General features: G+C 68.2%; 12 protein-coding genes. 2 read left to right on the top strand and 10 right to left on the bottom strand.

From position 1 onward, the window contains the following. Positions 1 to 667: 667 nt before the first annotated feature. The 5 genes from ACFT7S_RS33825 to nrdR form a co-directional block, all read right to left on the bottom strand. Complete coding sequence (locus ACFT7S_RS33825) at positions 668 to 994, bottom strand: helix-turn-helix domain-containing protein (RefSeq protein ID WP_382738713.1); 327 nt, start codon at positions 992 to 994, stop codon at positions 668 to 670. Next, positions 991 to 2,106, bottom strand: coding sequence for a tyrosine-type recombinase/integrase (locus ACFT7S_RS33820; RefSeq protein WP_382738711.1), 1,116 nt, complete (start codon positions 2,104 to 2,106; stop codon positions 991 to 993). Before ACFT7S_RS33820 ends, ACFT7S_RS33825 begins: the two co-directional genes overlap by 4 nt. A gap of 112 nt (positions 2,107 to 2,218) precedes the next feature. Next, a complete protein-coding gene (locus tag ACFT7S_RS33815) occupies positions 2,219 to 2,362 on the bottom strand; it encodes a hypothetical protein (RefSeq protein WP_366098018.1) in 144 nt (47 codons plus the stop codon). Positions 2,363 to 2,692: 330 nt separating this feature from the next. Beyond that, on the bottom strand, positions 2,693 to 5,599 hold the full coding sequence (locus ACFT7S_RS33810; protein WP_382738707.1) for a vitamin B12-dependent ribonucleotide reductase: 2,907 nt from the start codon (positions 5,597 to 5,599) through the stop codon (positions 2,693 to 2,695). Positions 5,600 to 5,758: 159 nt separating this feature from the next. Next, positions 5,759 to 6,271, bottom strand: coding sequence for a transcriptional regulator NrdR (gene nrdR, locus ACFT7S_RS33805; protein ID WP_382738704.1), 513 nt, complete (start codon positions 6,269 to 6,271; stop codon positions 5,759 to 5,761). Positions 6,272 to 6,770: 499 nt separating this feature from the next. Between nrdR and lexA the strand changes: the two genes are divergently transcribed. Beyond that, on the top strand, positions 6,771 to 7,568 hold the full coding sequence (gene lexA / locus ACFT7S_RS33800; protein WP_382738701.1) for a transcriptional repressor LexA: 798 nt from the start codon (positions 6,771 to 6,773) through the stop codon (positions 7,566 to 7,568). A gap of 97 nt (positions 7,569 to 7,665) precedes the next feature. On the opposite strand, the gene ACFT7S_RS33795 is transcribed toward lexA, so the two are convergent. The 5 genes from ACFT7S_RS33795 to ACFT7S_RS33775 are packed head-to-tail and all read right to left on the bottom strand — an operon-like array spanning position 7,666 to position 15,715. Beyond that, on the bottom strand, positions 7,666 to 9,636 hold the full coding sequence (locus ACFT7S_RS33795) for an ATP-dependent DNA helicase (RefSeq protein ID WP_382738698.1): 1,971 nt from the start codon (positions 9,634 to 9,636) through the stop codon (positions 7,666 to 7,668). A gap of 38 nt (positions 9,637 to 9,674) precedes the next feature. After that, complete coding sequence (locus tag ACFT7S_RS33790; protein ID WP_382738695.1) at positions 9,675 to 11,570, bottom strand: IucA/IucC family protein; 1,896 nt, start codon at positions 11,568 to 11,570, stop codon at positions 9,675 to 9,677. Between the two features lie 60 nt (positions 11,571 to 11,630). After that, positions 11,631 to 12,356 (bottom strand): GNAT family N-acetyltransferase, encoded by a 726-nt coding sequence (locus ACFT7S_RS33785; protein ID WP_382738693.1) that lies wholly within the window; start codon positions 12,354 to 12,356, stop codon positions 11,631 to 11,633. Between the two features lie 49 nt (positions 12,357 to 12,405). After that, on the bottom strand, positions 12,406 to 14,295 hold the full coding sequence (locus tag ACFT7S_RS33780) for an IucA/IucC family protein (protein WP_382738690.1): 1,890 nt from the start codon (positions 14,293 to 14,295) through the stop codon (positions 12,406 to 12,408). 28 nt (positions 14,296 to 14,323) lie between these two features. Then, a complete protein-coding gene (locus ACFT7S_RS33775; protein WP_382738687.1) occupies positions 14,324 to 15,715 on the bottom strand; it encodes a diaminobutyrate--2-oxoglutarate transaminase family protein in 1,392 nt (463 codons plus the stop codon). 324 nt (positions 15,716 to 16,039) lie between these two features. On the opposite strand from ACFT7S_RS33775, the gene ACFT7S_RS33770 reads away from it, so the two are divergent. Beyond that, positions 16,040 to 17,263 carry a trypsin-like serine peptidase gene (locus ACFT7S_RS33770; protein WP_382738684.1) on the top strand — a complete coding sequence of 408 codons (1,224 nt, stop codon included), beginning with the start codon at positions 16,040 to 16,042 and terminating at the stop codon, positions 17,261 to 17,263. The last annotated feature ends 159 nt before the right edge of the window (positions 17,264 to 17,422 follow it).

Here is a 17,422-nt window from a genome sequence, read left to right as displayed (position 1 = left end):
CGGACGGGCCTCTGCTGTCGGTGGTGACAGGGAACGCAGAGCGGCCCGTTGGGGCCGTTCGACCCGGCCGGGCCAACGGATCCGCACCTCGTGCAGGTGCGCTGAGGGGCAATCCAACAGCTCGTGCATAGCGACGAGTTGTCCGGAAGCCGGGTGACAGGCATGCGGAACTGCCCGCAGCCAGCACATTCCTCGACGACATTCGGGTCGACGCGGTAGCAGGAGTAGCAGATGACCCCCTCGGCCCTGCGGGCGGCGAGCCGAGTGCCGATGCGGCCGCACCTGTCGCAGGTGCCCTTGCTACTGCGGGTAGCGCAGTTGACGCAGAGGCGTCCCCGTGGGCCGCGTCGTGGGAGGTCCACGTCGGATCGGCCGCAGTCGGTGCAGGACGGGCGGATCACGGCGGTGTGTCCGGCCGCGTGGAGAATTTTGGCGAGGCGCACGATCACGGGCGGGCAATGGGCCTCCCCGGAGATCAAGGCATCTGGGTGGTTTGCTAGGTGCTGGTCGAGGTCACGGAGCGAGATGCCCCGGGCGGCCCCTGCTTCGGTGACAGCCTGGAGGGCTTCCGCCTGGTGGAGTTCGGCCAGCGAAGCGGTCAGGGCAGTGATCACGCGATCCAAGGCGGCCTGCCGCAATTCAGCTCGCTCACGGTCTCGGGTGCCAGTCATAGTCCCTCGGGGCGGCGGATAGTGGTCCGGCGGGCAGCCGGCAGCGGTCGGACCGGCGCATCATCCGCAGTTTTGCGGATCTCCTCGTTCACGACCTGGACCTCGATGAGGTCGCCGGGCTGGCAGTCGAGAATGTCGCAAAGCGCTGCGAGGGTGTCCATCGACAGCCGCTGCGGAGGCTGGGTGACCAGGCGGAAGACCTGTTCGCGGGAGAGAGTGATGCCTCGTTCAGCAAGCGGTCCCACCAAGTCGGTGGTCTGGAACATCTGCCGTGTTGCCATGATCTGCCGCAGGTGCCAGTGGTAGCCCATCTTCTTGATCACGTCTTATCGCCCTCCCAGAGATCGCCGTGGCGTTGCTTCAGCACCCGTTGGAGCAGCCGGTTGCGGTACTCGTCCGAGACACCGGTGTAGATCGCGGTTGTGCTGGCGTAGGCGTGGCCGACCTGGTCCTGAACGAACCGCTCGGGGTAGCCGAACTCGACGAGATGCGTAACGTAGCTGTGGCGGAGCCCGTGCAAGTCGATACCTTCGGGCAGGTCCGCGGCTTTGCGAACGGCCTCGAAGGCTTCGTCCAAGCGTCGGGCGGACATCCGGCCGCGGCGTTTGGTGATCCAGAGGGCGGGGTGCTTCCCCGGGGAGAAGGCCGGGCGGACTTCTTCTAGGTACTGGTCGAGGAGGTCGACGCTCCAGTCCAGTTCGGGGACGGTAAGGACGGTGCGACGCTTGGGCGGGCCGCCCTTGGAGGACTTTCCGTAGCGTACGAACAAGCCGCCGAACCGGCCGTACTGCGGCATCTTCGGATTCCGCCGCAGGTCCGCCAGGTCCAGGCCGCAGGCTTCCTGGCGGCGGAGCCCGTAGGCGTAGACGGTCTTGAGGAGGATCGCGTCCCGAAGAGCGGCAAGCGAGCCTTTGCGGCGCCGGGCCCGGATCTCGTCAACCCGTGCGTCCGCGGCGTCGAACAGGACCTGGACCTCGTCATAGGTCAGCGGGCGCCGACCGGCGTCGCCCTCGTATTCGCTGCTGTGGGTGACCGTGTTCCACTCGTGCAGGATCTGCACGGGCGCCTGGCCGAAGCGTTCCAGGCAGCGCACGGGCCAGCCGTAGCGAGCGTCGGTGACGTACTCGCAGAACATCCGGAGAGCGTTCTGATAGTTCCGCCCGGTGGACACGGCGAACTTCTTCCGCCGCGACCTTAGGTGGTCGATGAACGCCTCGACTTCCGCGGGCTCCCACTGCCAGGGGTACTGATTTGTGAACTCCGCGAACCGCCGCACCACCGACAGACGCGGCTTGATCGTCCCGTCCTCGTCCAGGAAACGGGTCCTCTGTTGTCGGGCCCAGCCGTCCAGCATCGCCTCGAAAACCGCCGGCTCCGGTTCCAGATGCACGACGCCGTCGGCCAGCACCAAGTGCGCGGCACCCGGCAAATCCACCCCTCGACTCACGTTGCATTCAACGCAACATCGTTGAATCGGTTACGGCGGCGGGCCTGACCAGCAGAAACGGGGCTGGCCGCCCCGGGTGTAGGCCCGGGGCGGCCAGGTATCACTTCTTCTTGGTCTTGCCGGACTTCGTCTGCGACAAGGCGCTGGCCGCCACAGACTTCTGCGCCGGTGTCGACTTCGGGCTGTTCAGCTGCTTGCTGGCCTTCGCGGCGACCTTCTTGCTGGTCTGACGCTTGTTCGTCATGTTCATCACTCCCTTCCTGGTTGCTTTTGCATCGCAGACCAGGAACGTGATGTCATGCAGGTTCCTACACCGCACAGGACACAACGTTCCTGATTGCAACGAACGCCCGGCCCCCTACAGGGCTGGGCGTTCGTCATTCCAGGGGCTTGCACCCCCGGAACGATCTCTCCTCGCGCCGTCGGCGCGACACGCGCTCTCCTAAAGCAGTCGTGGTGTACCGACCGCAGAGAGGGAGGGGCGTCAGCCCAGGGCTGACGCCCCTCCCTCACAGAAATCACGCTTCGAGTTCAGCTACGTCGGATGTTGCATCCGACGCAATTCCGCCCGGTATCAGCTGCAGCCGCTGGTCGAGCCGCAGCCCTCGCAGATGTAGCAGGAACCGGCGCGCTGCATCTTCGTACCGCAGGAGAAGCAGAGCGGCGCGTCCGCACTGATACCGAGCTGCATCTCGACCAGCTCGGCCGAGGTGTGCGCCGTCTTCGGAGCCGGCTTCTCAGCCGCCTCCTGCGGGGCCACGACCGCCTTCAGGGGCTCCACCTGAAGCGGAGCGGACTGGGCGAGGCTCTCGGTGTCCAGGTCCTCGTCCTCGAACGACGGCTCGTACGAACCGGTGTCGAGGTGACGCTGACGCTCCTCGGCCGAGTGGATACCGAGCGCGGAACGCGTCTCGAACGGCAGGAAGTCCAGCGCCAGGCGGCGGAAGATGTAGTCGACGATCGACTGCGCCATCCGCACGTCCGGGTCGTCCGTCATACCGGCCGGCTCGAAGCGCATGTTGGTGAACTTCGAGACGTACGTCTCCAGCGGCACGCCGTACTGGAGACCGACGGAGACCGCGATCGAGAAGGCGTCCATCATGCCCGCGAGGGTCGAACCCTGCTTGGACATCTTCAGGAAGACCTCACCGAGACCGTCGTCCGGGTAGGAGTTGGCGGTCATGTAACCCTCGGCGCCACCGACCGTGAAGGAGGTGGTGATGCCGGGACGGCCCTTGGGCAGACGCTTGCGGACCGGGCGGTACTCGACGACCTTCTCCACCGCGGTGCGGATGGTGTCCTCGGCCTTCGCGGTCACCTCGGTCTTCTTCTCCTCCCACTTCTTCGTGGAGAGGGGCTGGCCGACCTTGCAGTTGTCGCGGTAGATCGCAAGCGCCTTGACGCCCATCTTCCACGCCTCGAAGTAGACCTCTTCGACGTCCTCGACGGTGGCCGTCTCCGGCAGGTTCACCGTCTTGGAGAGCGCGCCGGAGATCCACGGCTGGATGGCCGCCATCATCCGGACGTGGCCCATCGCGGAGATGGAACGCTCGCCCATCGCGCAGTCGAAGACCTCGTAGTGCTCCTGCTTCAGGCCCGGGGCGTCGATCACGTTGCCGTTCTCGGCAATGTGGGCGACGACCGCCTCGATCTGCTCCGGCTGGTAGCCGAGGCGACGGAGCGCCTGCGGGACCGTGCCGTTGACGATCTGCATCGAGCCGCCGCCGACCAGCTTTTTGAACTTGACCAGGGCGAGGTCGGGCTCGAGGCCGGTGGTGTCGCAGGACATCGCGAGACCGATGGTGCCGGTGGGGGCGATGACCGACGCCTGCGCGTTACGGAAACCGTTCTTCGCGCCGAGCCGGATCACGTCCTGCCACGCCTCCGTGGCGGCGGCCCAGATCGGCGAGTCCAGGTCGTCCACGTGCACGGCGACGGCGTTGGCGTCGGAGTGCTGCTTCATGACGCGCTGGTGCGGCTCCGCGTTACGGGCGTAGCCGTCGTACGCGCCGACTACCGCGGCGAGCTCGGCGGAGCGCTTGTACGAGGTGCCGGTCATCAGCGACGTGATGGCGCCGGCGAGCGCGCGGCCGCCGTCACTGTCGTAGGCGTGGCCGGTCGCCATCAGCAGGGCGCCGAGGTTGGCGTAACCGATGCCCAGCTGACGGTAGGCGCGGGTGTTCTCGCCGATCTTCTGCGTCGGGAAGTCCGCGAAGCAGATCGAGATGTCCATCGCGGTGATGACCAGCTCGACGACCTTGGAGAAGCGCTCGGACTCGAAGGACTGGTGGCCCTCGCCGTCGTCCTTGAGGAACTTCATCAGGTTCAGCGAGGCCAGGTTGCACGAGGTGTTGTCCAGGTGCATGTACTCACTGCAGGGGTTCGAGCCGTTGATCCGGCCGGACTCCGGGCAGGTGTGCCAGTGGTTGATGGTGTCGTCGTACTGAATGCCGGGGTCGGCACAGGCCCAGGCCGCTTCGGCCATCTTGCGGAAGAGGGACTTGGCCTCGACCTCTTCGATGACGTCACCGGTCATCCGGGCGCGCAGACCGAACTTCCCGCCGGACTCCACGGCCTTCATGAACTCGTCGTTCACGCGGACCGAGTTGTTGGCGTTCTGGTACTGGACGGACGTGATGTCGTCGCCGCCCAGGTCCATGTCGAAGCCCGCGTCGCGCAGGGCGCGGATCTTCTCCTCCTCCTTGACCTTGGTCTCGATGAAGTTCTCGATGTCGGGGTGGTCGACGTCGAGAATGACCATCTTGGCCGCTCGGCGGGTGGCCCCACCGGACTTGATCGTTCCGGCGGACGCGTCGGCGCCGCGCATGAAGGAGACCGGGCCGGAGGCGTTGCCGCCGGAGGAGAGCAGCTCCTTGGAGGAGCGGATACGGGAGAGGTTCAGGCCGGCACCGGAGCCGCCCTTGAAGATCATGCCCTCTTCCTTGTACCAGTCGAGGATCGACTCCATGGAGTCGTCGACGGCCAGGATGAAGCAGGCGGAGACCTGCTGCGGCTGAGGCGTTCCGACGTTGAACCAGACCGGCGAGTTGAAGCTGAAGATCTGGTGCAGGAGGGCATACGCCAGCTCGTGCTCGAAGATCTCGGCGTCAGCGGGAGAGGTGAAGTAGTTGTAGTCCTCACCGGCCTTTCGGTACGTCTTCACGATCCGGTCGATGAGCTGTCGCAGACCGGTCTCGCGCTGCGGGGTGCCGACGGCCCCCCGGAAGTACTTGCTGGTGACGATGTTGACCGCGTTCACTGACCAGAAGTCGGGGAACTCGACGCCACGCTGCTCGAAGTTGATCGAGCCGTCGCGCCAATTGGTCATGACGACGTCACGGCGCTCCCACTTCACCTCGTCGTACGGATGCACGCCGGGGGTGGTGTGAATACGCTCGATACGCAGACCCTGCCGATTCGCAGTCGACTTGGTGCCCTTGGTGCGGGAACCTCGTGCCGGGCCGCTCGCCGTCTCTGTCATGCCGCCTCCCATATGTGGGCAAAAACGCCCTGAAGTACCCAGTTCTTCCCAGGGCACAGTGTGTGTCTGATGCTCCGGACGCCGCTCGCAGCGCCGGGAACAGGTCTTGGTGCCGCCCTGCCGCCGACCGGCAGACCTCCGCCGGCCGACGGGTGCCGATCAGTCGGCGGCGATGGCGGGCACGGGGACCTCAAGGGTCTCGCCGCTCCCGCGTTCTTTCGCGGGAGGCCGCTGTTCGCGTAGTTCCACGATGGCGGCCTCGAAGTCTTCGAGTGAATTGAACGCCCGGTACACGGACGCGAACCGCAGGTACGCGACGAGGTCGAGTTCCTGCAGGGGGCCGAGTATGGCCAGACCCACGTCGTGGGTGGTCAGCTCGGCGCTGCCGGTGGCGCGCACCGCCTCTTCGACCCGCTGGCCGAGCTTGGCGAGTGCGTCCTCGGTGACGGGCCGCCCTTGGCAGGCCTTACGGACACCGGAAATGACCTTGGTACGGCTGAAGGGTTCCGTCACACCGCTGCGCTTGACCACCATCAGCGAACAGGTCTCCACCGTCGTGAAACGGCGGGAGCAGTCGGGGCACTGGCGGCGCCGTCGGATCGACGTGCCGTCGTCGGTGGTGCGACTGTCGACGACCCTGCTGTCGGGGTGCCTGCAGAAGGGGCAGTGCATGGCTCCCAACCCTCCTTCACAGCACGACTGAATAGCCCCTCCAGGTCCGTCACGGACCCTTCGAAGCAGGCTCAAGCATAGGCGATCGCCGCTCCGTGATGGACCAGGGACCACAACTTCTGGGCGACTGAGACAATCCAACCACTAGATCTAGGGTTTCGCCGCACTTTCGGCCCTAACGCGTGTCGCGCTTCCGGACCGCCGCGGCGGCACACAGCCAGGCATGAGGGTACGTGAAACGCGCGGCTCACCCGATGGCGGGGCACCGGGTGGCAGACTGGCGCCGCGCCCCCTGGAAAGGGCCCCCGCACGCATGCCGGGGAACCGCGGACGCTACCGTAATGGTCCGAATTGCCGGTCGCCCCGAAGGGGGCCCATACACCCCGCCATAAGCCCTCGGCGGTCCTTTATTTGTTTTTCACTCGAACGTGTGTTTGGCGCAACCTTTCGAAAGCTACTACCGTTGTCCAACTAGGGAGAACATTCGAGAGGGGCCGACGTGACCACCACCGCAGACAGTGCCGCCATCACTGCCCAGGACCACCGCTCCCAGAGCCGACTTGAGCCGGTGCATGCAATGAATGACTCAGTCATGAACACGGAGGGGCAGGAGCCCGCGCGTCCCGCGCGCTCACTGCCCGGCCGCCCACCAGGAATCCGGGCGGACAGCTCCGGGCTCACGGACCGGCAGCGGCGGGTGATCGAGGTCATTCGTGATTCGGTTCAGCGCCGAGGGTACCCGCCCTCGATGCGGGAGATCGGCCAGGCGGTGGGGCTGTCCAGCACGTCGTCCGTCGCTCATCAGCTGATGGCTCTGGAACGCAAGGGTTTCCTGCGTCGCGACCCCCACCGCCCTCGTGCGTATGAGGTCCGGGGCTCGGACCAGCCCAGCACCCAGCCGACCGACACGACGGGCAAGCCCGCCGCTTCGTACGTTCCGCTGGTCGGCCGGATCGCGGCCGGTGGCCCGATTCTCGCCGAGGAATCGGTCGAGGACGTTTTCCCGCTTCCCCGCCAGCTCGTGGGCGACGGAGAGCTGTTCGTCCTCAAGGTCGTCGGCGACTCGATGATCGAAGCCGCGATCTGTGACGGCGACTGGGTCACGGTCCGGCGCCAGCCGGTCGCGGAGAACGGGGACATCGTGGCGGCCATGCTGGACGGCGAGGCCACGGTCAAGCGGTTCAAGCGCGAGGACGGCCACGTGTGGCTTCTCCCGCACAACTCCGCCTACCAGCCGATCCCCGGCGACGAGGCCACCATCCTCGGCAAGGTGGTGGCGGTGCTGCGGCGGGTCTGAAACCCGCCGATTCCGACCGGTGCCCCGGGATGCACTGCGCCGATCCCGGGGCCCTGCCATGTCTGCCGGACCGGGAGACGCTTCTCCCGGTCCCCGCCTACCGCCCGTCGGCCTTGGCCGCCGCATCGATGGCCGTGAGTGAGCGCCGCACCTGACTGCGATCCGTGGTGTACCAGAAATCGGGCAGGGAAGCGCGCAGGTAGCTTCCGTACCGCGCGTTGGCGAGCCGGGGGTCGAGCACGGCGACCACCCCCTTGTCGCCCGTGGCCCGTACGAGCCGGCCGGCGCCCTGAGCCATCAGCAATGCGGCATGCGTGGCCGCGACGGCCATGAACCCGTTGCCACCTGCCTCTTCGACCGCCTTCTGGCGAGCGCTCATCAGCGGGTCGTCGGGACGCGGGAACGGAATCCGGTCCATGATCACGAGCTGGCAGCTCGCTCCGGGAACGTCGACGCCCTGCCAGAGCGAGAGCGTGCCGAAGAGGCAGGTCTCCGGGTCGGCGGCGAAGTTCTTGATCAACTCACCGAGCGTCTCCTCGCCCTGCAGGAGGATCGGCTTGCCGAGCCGGCCCCGCAGCTCCTCGGCCGCCGCCTGGGCCGCCCGCATGGAGGAGAACAGCCCCAGGGTCCGGCCGCCTGCCGCCTCGATCAGCTCGGCGAGCTCGTCCAGCATGTCGGTGCGAGAGCTCTCCCGCCCCGGCGTGGCCAGATGGCGGGCGACATAGAGGATGCCCTGCTTCGGATAATCGAAGGGGGAGCCGACGTCGAGGCCCTTCCACTGCGGGATGTCATCACCCGCAGTGCCTTCCGGGGCAAGCCCGAGAGATGCTCCGACCCCGTTGAAATCCCCGCCGAGTTTCAGCGTCGCCGAGGTCAGGACAACGGAACGGTCCGCGAAGAGCTTCTCGCGGAGGAGACCAGAGACGGAGAGCGGGGCGACCCGCACAGAGGCACCGAAACGGTCGTGCCGCTCGTACCAGACGACGTCGTATTCGGAGCCCTGGGTGATGCGCTCGGCCACACCGTGAATGGTCTCGACCGACGCCATGGCCTGCTTACGGACCGCGTCCTCGTCCTGGACGGACTTGTCCCGCGTGGAACCCAGCGCGGAGATCACCGTACGCGCGGCGTCCCGCAGCGCCATCAGCGCGTAGCCCAGGTCCTCGGGCACCTCTTCCAGGCGCCCCGGAAGCGCCAGCTCCATGACCCTCTCGAAGCCCTCGGACGCGGTCAGCAGCGCGTCGGCCGCCTTCTCGTTGACCAGCTTGGCCGCGCGGCGCACCGCACGGTTCACCTGGCCCGGAGTGAGCTCCCCCGTGGCCACACCCGTCACCCGGGAAACGAGCTCATGGGCCTCGTCGACAATCAGCACCTCGTGCGACGGGAGCACCGGGGCGCCTTCGATGGCGTCGATGGCGAGCAGGGCGTGGTTGGTGACGACCACGTCGGCGAGCTTGGCCCGCTCACGGGCCATTTCGGCGAAGCATTCGGCACCGTACGCACACTTCGAAGCCCCGAGGCACTCACGGGAGGAGACGGAGATCTGTGCCCACGCCCGGTCCGAAACGCCGGGGGTCAGGTCGTCCCGGTCCCCGGTCTCCGTTTCGTCCGCCCAGTCCCGCATACGCAGCAGGTCCTGCCCCAGCTTGCTGGAGGGCGCTGCCGCCTCGAACTGGTCGAAGAGCCCGTCCTCCTCTTCCTGCGGTACTCCCTCGTGGAGCCGGTGCAGACAGAGGTAGTTCGACCGGCCCTTGAGCATCGCGTACTGGGGCCGGCGGCGCAGTATCGGATGCAGTGCGTCGACCGTACGCGGAAGGTCTCGCTCCACGAGCTGCCGCTGGAGCGCGAGGGTCGCCGTGGCCACCACGACGCGCTCCCCGTGCGCCAGCGCGGGCACCAGATAGCCGAGGGACTTGCCCGTGCCGGTACCGGCCTGGACCAGCAGATGGGAATGGTCGTCGACAGCCTCGGCAACGGCCTCGGCCATGCTGACCTGGCCAGGCCGTTCCGTACCGCCGACGGCGGTGACGGCGGCGTGGAGGAGTTCGGTGAGGGATGGCTTCGTCATAGCCCGACCAGCCTACGGCGCGCCACTGACAACGGCGGTCACTCCCGGACTCGGGCGATGAGGTGGAGAGGGTTGGGGACGGTGCCGTGGACAGCGGCGTGCGGGCGCTGCGGCCGGTCCCGGTAGCCGTCCAGATGCAGACGGTTTCGGTTGAGGCAGAGGCGCTCGATACGGGGGGTCAGCATGTCGAACATCTCGAACCGGTCCTTGAGCTCGGGGAACCTGGCGTGATGCCGGAGGATTTCCGCCCGGACAAGTAACCAGAATTCACCCTCCGGCACTCCCAGCTGTTCCTCGCACAGAGGAGAGAGATAGCGGAAGACACCGACGAACAAACCGGAGTGGATGAACTGGGTGAGAAAGGAGGGGTTCTCCCTCAGCAGGATGCGGCGCACGTCCTCCGGCATGCTGTCGTGTTCGGGCAGGGGCTGGGCGCTGATGTTCACATCGTCGACGAAATCCTTGATCGCGAGGCGTACCGGGACGTCCTGGTCGTCGAAGACGACGATGGCGTTCTCGCCGTGCGGGGAGAAAACCGTGCCGTAGCGGTAGAGGAAGTGCAGAAGCGGAGGGAGCAGGGCCGCGAAGAGGCGCGTCAGCCACGCGGTGGGGGTGAGTCCTGACCGGGTGACCAGCTCCGCCACGAACGCACGGCCCTGCGGGTCGGTGTGCAGCAGGGAGGCCAGCGTGCGGGCCTGCTCACCGGGTGCGAGCCGGGGATGCAGGGGTTCCCGCCAGATTGCGCCGAGTATCTCCTTGAACTGGTAGGGCGTCTCCGGGAGACGGTCGTAGAGCGGGTGCTCGACGGCGACGGAGGCGACCTCGCCGAGGAGGATCACGCCGCAGGTGTCCCGGAGGAACGGGTCGGACTCGCACCGTCCCTGGACCCAGGCGGTGACGGCCGGGGCCGCGAGCGTGCGCTCGGTGGGGAGACCGCGCCAGACGAGGGTGTTGAGGATGGACAGCGGCAGTTTGACCGTGTGCCGGTCCTTCCGTGCCACGTTGGTGAACGTACGGATGGACTGCTGCGGCAGCCGGAGATCGTCGTCGGTGTGCAGCGGCACGATGTTGCCGTCCGCGATCGCTGGGGCGAAGTGCGGCACGATCCACTCGTCCCACTGCCAGGGGTGTACCGGAAGGAACAGGTACTCCTGGGGGTCGAGACCTCGGGCGCGCAGAGTGGCGTCGAAGGACGCCCGGACGGACTGGTCCAGTTCCTGGGCGTAGAGGTGCTCGGGGGTGGCGAGACGGGGGACGCCGCGGTAGCCGGCGATGCGGGACCTGACGGCGATCCAGGGCAGCCGGACCGCCTGGCGGGCTTCGGGCGCGAAGCGGGCCCCGTCCTCGGCGGAGAATCCGAGACGTCCCTTGTTGGCGACGAGCCAGGGGTGGCCGGTCTGATGGCCTTCGAGCTCGGCGTAGTCGAGCTCCGCCAGACGAGCCGTGCTGACGGCGGTGTGATCGAGTCGGGCATCGGCGGTGAGCGTGGCGGTGAGCTCGCGGATGAGGTGGCCCAGCGTGGCGCCGTCGATTCCCAGGAGGCGGTGGGCGCGGGCGAGGAACTGCAGCGGGTCGCGGAAGGGCCTCGGCACGGCGCGAGGATCGTCGGAGGGCTCGGCCGGGGTTCCGGTGTCGCCTTCGGCGCGGTGTGCGGCTTTGATTTCGGCGATCGAGGCGGCGTCGACGCGCCAACTGCCGTAGACGCCGCGCCGGGCCCGGAAGCGCAGGGTCGCGCCGTCGTCGAGCGGGAGGGAGTAGGTGTCGCCCGCCTCGCCCAGCGCGGTCGGCTCGATGACCTCCTCGTAGGCGAACTCGCCGAGCATTTTCGCGAGCAGCCTGGCCGCGGCACGGTCCCAGCCCGCCCGGTTCAGTTCCGGAGTGCTGTGCGGCGCGTGGGGCTCCGCCGAATCATTGCTCGCAGGATATTTCGGCACAGGGACTCCTCCGGGTGGAACCGATGGGGTTCGAGCGGTGTATGTAAGTCAGCGAGCTGTTCACAGCTGGGCACGATGGACTCGGTCGCGAACCATCAAAGCGGCTCGTTTGTCGGGCAGTTCGACCTCCGCCGAGAAGCGGAAGCCGGCGCTCAGGAAGGCTGAGACGGAGGGGGTGTTACGCATGTCTGGTTCGGCCACTACGCGTGCGCACAGGGGAAGATTGTCGAGTACGAGGTCGGAGACGGCACGCAGCAGTGCGGTGCCCACGCCTCGGCCACGGTTGGTCACGCCACCGATCAGCAGGTGGATACCGGTGTCATGGGGCCTGGCCGGGTAGTGGCGCGCCAGCGGGTCCAGATCCGCCCGGTAGATCTCCCAGTAGCTCATGGGCATGCCCCCGAGGGCGCCGAGACAGGGCACACTCCGTCCGTCTCCTTCCAGCTGCGGTCGGAGGTGCTCGGCGGTGACGGTTTCGGCTCCGGCGAGCTCCCAGAACGCGGCGACCGCGGGGTCGTTCATCCAGCGGCTGATCAGCGCGAGGTCACGCTCCAGTCGTACCGGGACGAGCTGGAAGACACCGGCAGAGGTGGTGACGGGGCGCCAGGCCGCGGGGTCGCCGAGCAGATCGGAGGCGGTCGGCCGGGTGGCGGGCGCTGCTGTGTCGTCACCGAACAGAGCGAGGAGTTCCTCGGAGAGCCGCAGGTCCAGGGTGTCGTCGGCGCCCGTGGCGAGCTTGGGGGCGGCGTCGGTTCCGGTGTCCGTGTGCGCATCGGCCGGAGGCACGTGACGCTCTCCTCTCATGAGTTCAGGTGGCCATGGTGTTCAGGATCTTTCAGGGGCGAAGGGGGTTGGCGATGGTGACGTAGACGGACTGGGTGTCGACCGGGCCCACGAGCTCGTCGAGGCCGTGCAGCCGGGTCAGCAGGTTGGCCTTGCAGCGCAGTTGCGGCGTCTCCAGCAGGTAGGCGGGCAGAGGGGAGCCGAGTCCTGAGACTCCGTCGAGGAAGCGGCGGAATGCGGCGAGGAGCACCTGCTCTTCCGCGAGACGCTGGGCGCCGAACGCTCCGATGAGGCCGAGGACGTTGTTGATACCGAGGTAGTAGGCGAAACGTTCGTCAGTGACGGGGTCCGGGACGAAGGTGTCGCTGAGTGCGCCGATCCCGGGAAGCCTGTGCTCGAGTGCGGCGCGGTGGGATTCACGGAAGTAGTAGCCCTGGTTGTCCCGGTAACGGCCGCCGATGGGCCAGCCATCGGGGTCGAGCAGCACCAGCGTGTTCTGCTGATGGGCTTCGAGGGCGACTCCCGCCGTGGCATCGAGCCACAGGACGGGCCGTACGACTCGGTCGAGGTAACGCAGGAACCACTCGGCGGAGACGGCTCCCCTGGTCCGGCCGGTACGTGAGGCCAGCCGGGAGACGCATTCGGCCAGGCGCGAGTGCATGCCCGTGCGGTCCGGCCAGGGGCGCGGGGCCGTGAGCCCAGCGATGCACACGGCGTCGTCCCCGGGACCGAAGGGATTGTGCCGGAGCATGACGTCGAGTCCGGCGACGGGCTCGCCGTCCAGGGTGTCGACGGCCAGCCAGGCGGGGTCCCGGACGATATCGAATCCGGGATGCACCGTGTGCCACTGCTCGGCGAGGCCGCTGCGCAGCAGGCGGTGGACCTCTGCCCCCCGGTGGAGTTCCTTGCGGAGGTTCTCACGGCGGGAGTTGGTGATGCGTACACCCAGGGACAGTTTCAGCATGAGTTCGGCGCCGGGCTGGTGCACGGTGCGGACGGAGGACGTGGGGTGCCAGTGCCTACCGTGTGCGCCGAGGTCATGGAGGAGACCCGCGTCGAACAGTGCGCCGACTTCCGGGCGGTGCATCAGCTCGCCGGCCTGCCAGGGATGGAGCGGGAGGGCGGTGGTGTGGTCGGGGAGGCGCAGGCCGTCGGCGTGCGGTGCGACGAGATCCTCGGCGGACACCGGGCGGCCCCCCTGCGTCCAGGCCGATTCGGTGGCCAGCACGGACCGGTCGACAGCCATCCAGTGGAGGGGGAAGGAGCCGTGCAACTCGGGTGAGTAGAGACGGGATTCGGCCTCGGAGAGACCTTCGCGGCTTTTGGGAGTGGGGTGCAGGGGGTGACCGAGGAGGAGCGACTGCTCGGCGGTGAGAAACAGGTCGGCGTCGGCCGGCTCGGCGGGTGTGCGTCGCCGTTCCTCGATGAACGCAGCCGTATGGCGTACCGAATCGGCCACCCTGGCCACCAGGTCGGAGCCGACGTTCCGGTCGGCCTCACGGCCCAGAAGGGCTGCGAGGGTGACGGCATCGACGGGCGGGGCGGATTCGGGCGCGGTTTCCAGCATGGGCGCGCCGAAGCGGTGCCAGCCGGTGGCGGACCAGTAGAGGACCGGGACGAGCAGGGCGGTGCCGCTGGCGGGGAGCGGGATGCCCAGGGTGCTGCGGTCCGGGCGGCGGAGGTCGTTCTCCCGGGCCCAGCAGCGCAGGAGGTTCTCGGTGCCCGCCGCGTCCGCCGCCCTGAGCGGGTCCGGGTGGTCGAGGAGATCCGGCTGTGCCGCGCCGGTGGGTGCGCTCGTGGGGGTACGCCGGTCTCCGCGGGGCGCGGTCTTCTGACGAGGCACGGTCGTCGCCTCGACTGCCTCAGGACAGTCCGGTCCGTCCTGCCCGGGGTAAGGGCTGGTGAGAGGGCCGTCGGCCTCGGGCGCGGGGGTGGGGTTCACGGCGGTCTTCCTTACGAGGTGTCCGGGATCAGCGGTGCGGCCCGGCAGTGGCCCGACGGTGCGGCGAGCGTTCTGCGACTGCCAGTGCGTCGGCGAGGCGGTCGACGACCGCTGTTGCCTGTTCGTCGGTGAGAGTCAGGGGAGGGAGCAGACGTACGACGGCGGAGTGGCGTCCGCCGAGTTCGACGATGAGGCCGCGGCTCAGGCATTCCTGCTGGACGGCGGCGGCGAGGATCGGGTCGGGTGGTGGGGCGGTGGGGCGCTCGGACCGGCCGGTGGGGACGGCGGCCTCGGGGTCGACCAGCTCCATCCCGATCATCAGGCCGCGGCCCCGGACGTCCCCGATGCTCGGATGGTCCGCGCTCAGCGCCTGGAGGCTGGCGAGCATCCGGGCCCCCAGCGTTGCGGCGCGTTCGGCGAGCCGGTTCTCGCGCACGTACTTGAGAGTGGCCGCACCGGCGGCCATGGCCAGTTGGTTGCCACGGAAGGTGCCGGCGTGCGCGCCGGGCTGCCAGAGGTCCAGTTCGGACCGGTAGACGATCACCGCGAGAGGAAGGGAGCCACCGATGGCTTTGGAGAGCACCATCACATCGGGCACGATGCCGCTGTGTTCGACCGCCCAGAAGGCACCGGTCCTACCGACGCCGGTCTGCACTTCGTCGGCGATCAACGGAATGGCGCGCGCCGCGGTGATCTCACGCATACGCCGCAGCCAGCCGTCGGGCGCGGGATTCACTCCGCCCTCGCCCTGGACCGGTTCCACGATCATCCCGGCGGGAGCGGGCACCCCTGACTTCGGGTCGTCGAGGAGGTGCTCCGTCCAGTGGGCGGCGATGTCGGCGCCGCGCTCCCCACCCACGCCGAACGGGCAGCGGTACTCCTGCGGAAAGGGCAGCCGCGTCACCTGTACGTCCGGGGCGCCGCCCGATGCAGCCAGCGCTCCGGCCGTCATCCCGTGGTAGGCGCCGGTGAAGGCCAGGAGTCCGGTGCGGCCGGTCGCGGCGCGGACCAGCTTGAACGCGGCCTCGACGGCGTCCGTTCCGGCGGGCCCGCAGAACTGGATCCGGGCGTTGTCCGCGAACTGCCGTGGCAGGGTCGCGAACAGCTCGGTCGTGAAGGCGTCCTTCACCGGGGTGGCGAGGTCGAGCACATGCAGAGGTGCGCCCGAGTCGATGACTTTCCTGATCGCCTCGAGCACCACCGGGTGGTTGTGGCCGAGCGCCAGGGTGCCCGCCCCGGACAGACAGTCGAGATAGCGCCGCCCGTCCGCTCCTTCGATGGTCAGCCCCCGGGCGCGTACGGGCACGATCGGCAGGGACCGCGCGTAAGTACGGGCCGCCGATTCACGCTGTGCCTGGCGTCGCAGAATTCCCTCGTGGGCAGGGGACGATGCCACCGGAGCTGGTTCGGTCACGGCCACGGCTGTTGATCCTCCTGCTGTAACAGTTGCGTTGCACGTCAGTACGTTGCCCCCGGGGAAGGGCTGTGACGGTGAACGCTGCCCGGGTGTCCCCCGTACGTACCAACGACGCCGATCGCGGAGGATCACGGGTAAATCGGAAGATCCTTGCGGAGGCGGAACCGTGGCCCTGCCGAGCACCGTCCCCATCGGCACCGGCATAGTGGGGCGCGCACTCGGGGCCGGGGCAGTCCTGTCGGTGTCCCGGGTGTGCGCAGCGCGCTCACACTCGCCGCAAATGCCTTACGGAAGTAACGAATGACGAAGTCCCAGGGGGACCACCACATGCGACCCATTCGCCCGACCGACGCCGCACGCCGTGGGAGGAGCGCACGTCGCAAGCTCTCCCCCGTGCTCGCCGCAGCATCTCTCGCGACCGTCCTGGCGCTCACCGCCACGGCCTGCGGCCCGAGTGAGGACGACGCGAGCGACCAGCCGAGCAGCTCCGCCAGCCAGTCCTCCGACGACAAGATCGTGATTCCGGACGATCTGAAGGACCGGCTCAAGGAGCACGGGATCGACCTCGACCAGTGGAAGAACGGCGAATGGAAGAACTGGGACAAGGACAAATGGCTGCGTGAGGCGAAGGACTACGTCAACCCGATCATCGAGGACCTCTGGGACCCGGACCGGATGCGGGATGCCGACAAGTCCCCGGAGAAGCCCGTCGACAACGACATCTCGGGCGACGACGGCGTGACGGACCCGACGCCGGCTCCGGTGTCGGCCGCCCCCGTGGCGACGCCGTATCACGACAACGCGCCGGAGTCCGGCAAGCTCCTCTTCGACGGGCCCGATGGTTCGATGGTCTGCTCCGCGACTGTCGTGAAGGACCCCGCGCACCCCGGCAAGTCCAACATGGTGTGGACCGCAGGACACTGCGTGCACGCGGGCAAGAAGGGCGGCTGGTACCGCAACATCGCCTTCGTCCCTGCGTACAACAACAGCGGCCTGCCGGTGACCGAGCTCGAGAACGCGTCCAAGGAGCAGATCGCTCCGTACGGCGTGTGGTGGGGCCAGTGGGCCCAGACCTCCGAGCAGTGGATCTCCCAGGGCGCCTCGGTCGGCGGCCAGGGTGCGCCGTACGACTTCGCGGTCCTGCACGTGACGCCGGAGAAGGGTGCGACGGGCAAGTCCCTGGAGGAGACGGTCGGTTCCGCGCTTCCGGTCGAGTTCAACGCCCCGGCCGTGCCCGAGATCGCCGAGATGACGGCCACCGGCTACCCGGCCGCCCCGCCGTTCGATGGCCAGAAGGCGCTCCAGTGCAAGGACAAGCCGGGTCGCCTCTCGGTCTTCGAGGCGGACCCGACGATGTACCGCATCGGGTGCACGATGACGGGCGGCTCCTCCGGCGGCGGCTGGGTCGCGGCGGGCCAGGACGGCAAGCCCGCACTGGTCTCCAACACCTCCATCGGTCCGGTGACGGCCGGCTGGCTGGCCGGTCCGCGTCTCGGCGCCGAGGCCAAGGGTGTCTTCGACTCGGTCAGCAAGAAGTTCGCCGGCCAGTAAGGCTCGGGTGACGGGCCGACGCCCGGTCACCGGAGCGCGGAGAGCTCATCAGCGGCCCCCGGTACGGCAGTTGCCGACCGGGGGCCGCTTCCCGTTCAGGGAGTCGCCGGAACCCGGCGGCGGCATACCGAAGGCCCGGTCCCTCTCGCGGAGAGGGAC

The sequence above is a fragment of the Streptomyces sp. NPDC057136 genome (genome assembly GCF_042670885.1).
Lineage (GTDB): Bacteria > Actinomycetota > Actinomycetes > Streptomycetales > Streptomycetaceae > Streptomyces.
Note: the sequence above shows the minus strand (reverse complement) of the source record. Positions and strands in the feature narration are given on the sequence as shown.

Coding starts and splice junctions, on each gene's coding strand:
- nrdR (WP_382738704.1), bottom strand. CDS start 6,271: ATGCACTGCCCCTTCTGCAGGCACCCCGACAGCAGGGTCGTCGACAGT.
- ACFT7S_RS33770 (WP_382738684.1), top strand. CDS start 16,040: ATGCGACCCATTCGCCCGACCGACGCCGCACGCCGTGGGAGGAGCGCA.
- ACFT7S_RS33815 (WP_366098018.1), bottom strand. CDS start 2,362: ATGACGAACAAGCGTCAGACCAGCAAGAAGGTCGCCGCGAAGGCCAGC.
- ACFT7S_RS33810 (WP_382738707.1), bottom strand. CDS start 5,599: ATGACAGAGACGGCGAGCGGCCCGGCACGAGGTTCCCGCACCAAGGGC.
- ACFT7S_RS33795 (WP_382738698.1), bottom strand. CDS start 9,636: ATGACGAAGCCATCCCTCACCGAACTCCTCCACGCCGCCGTCACCGCC.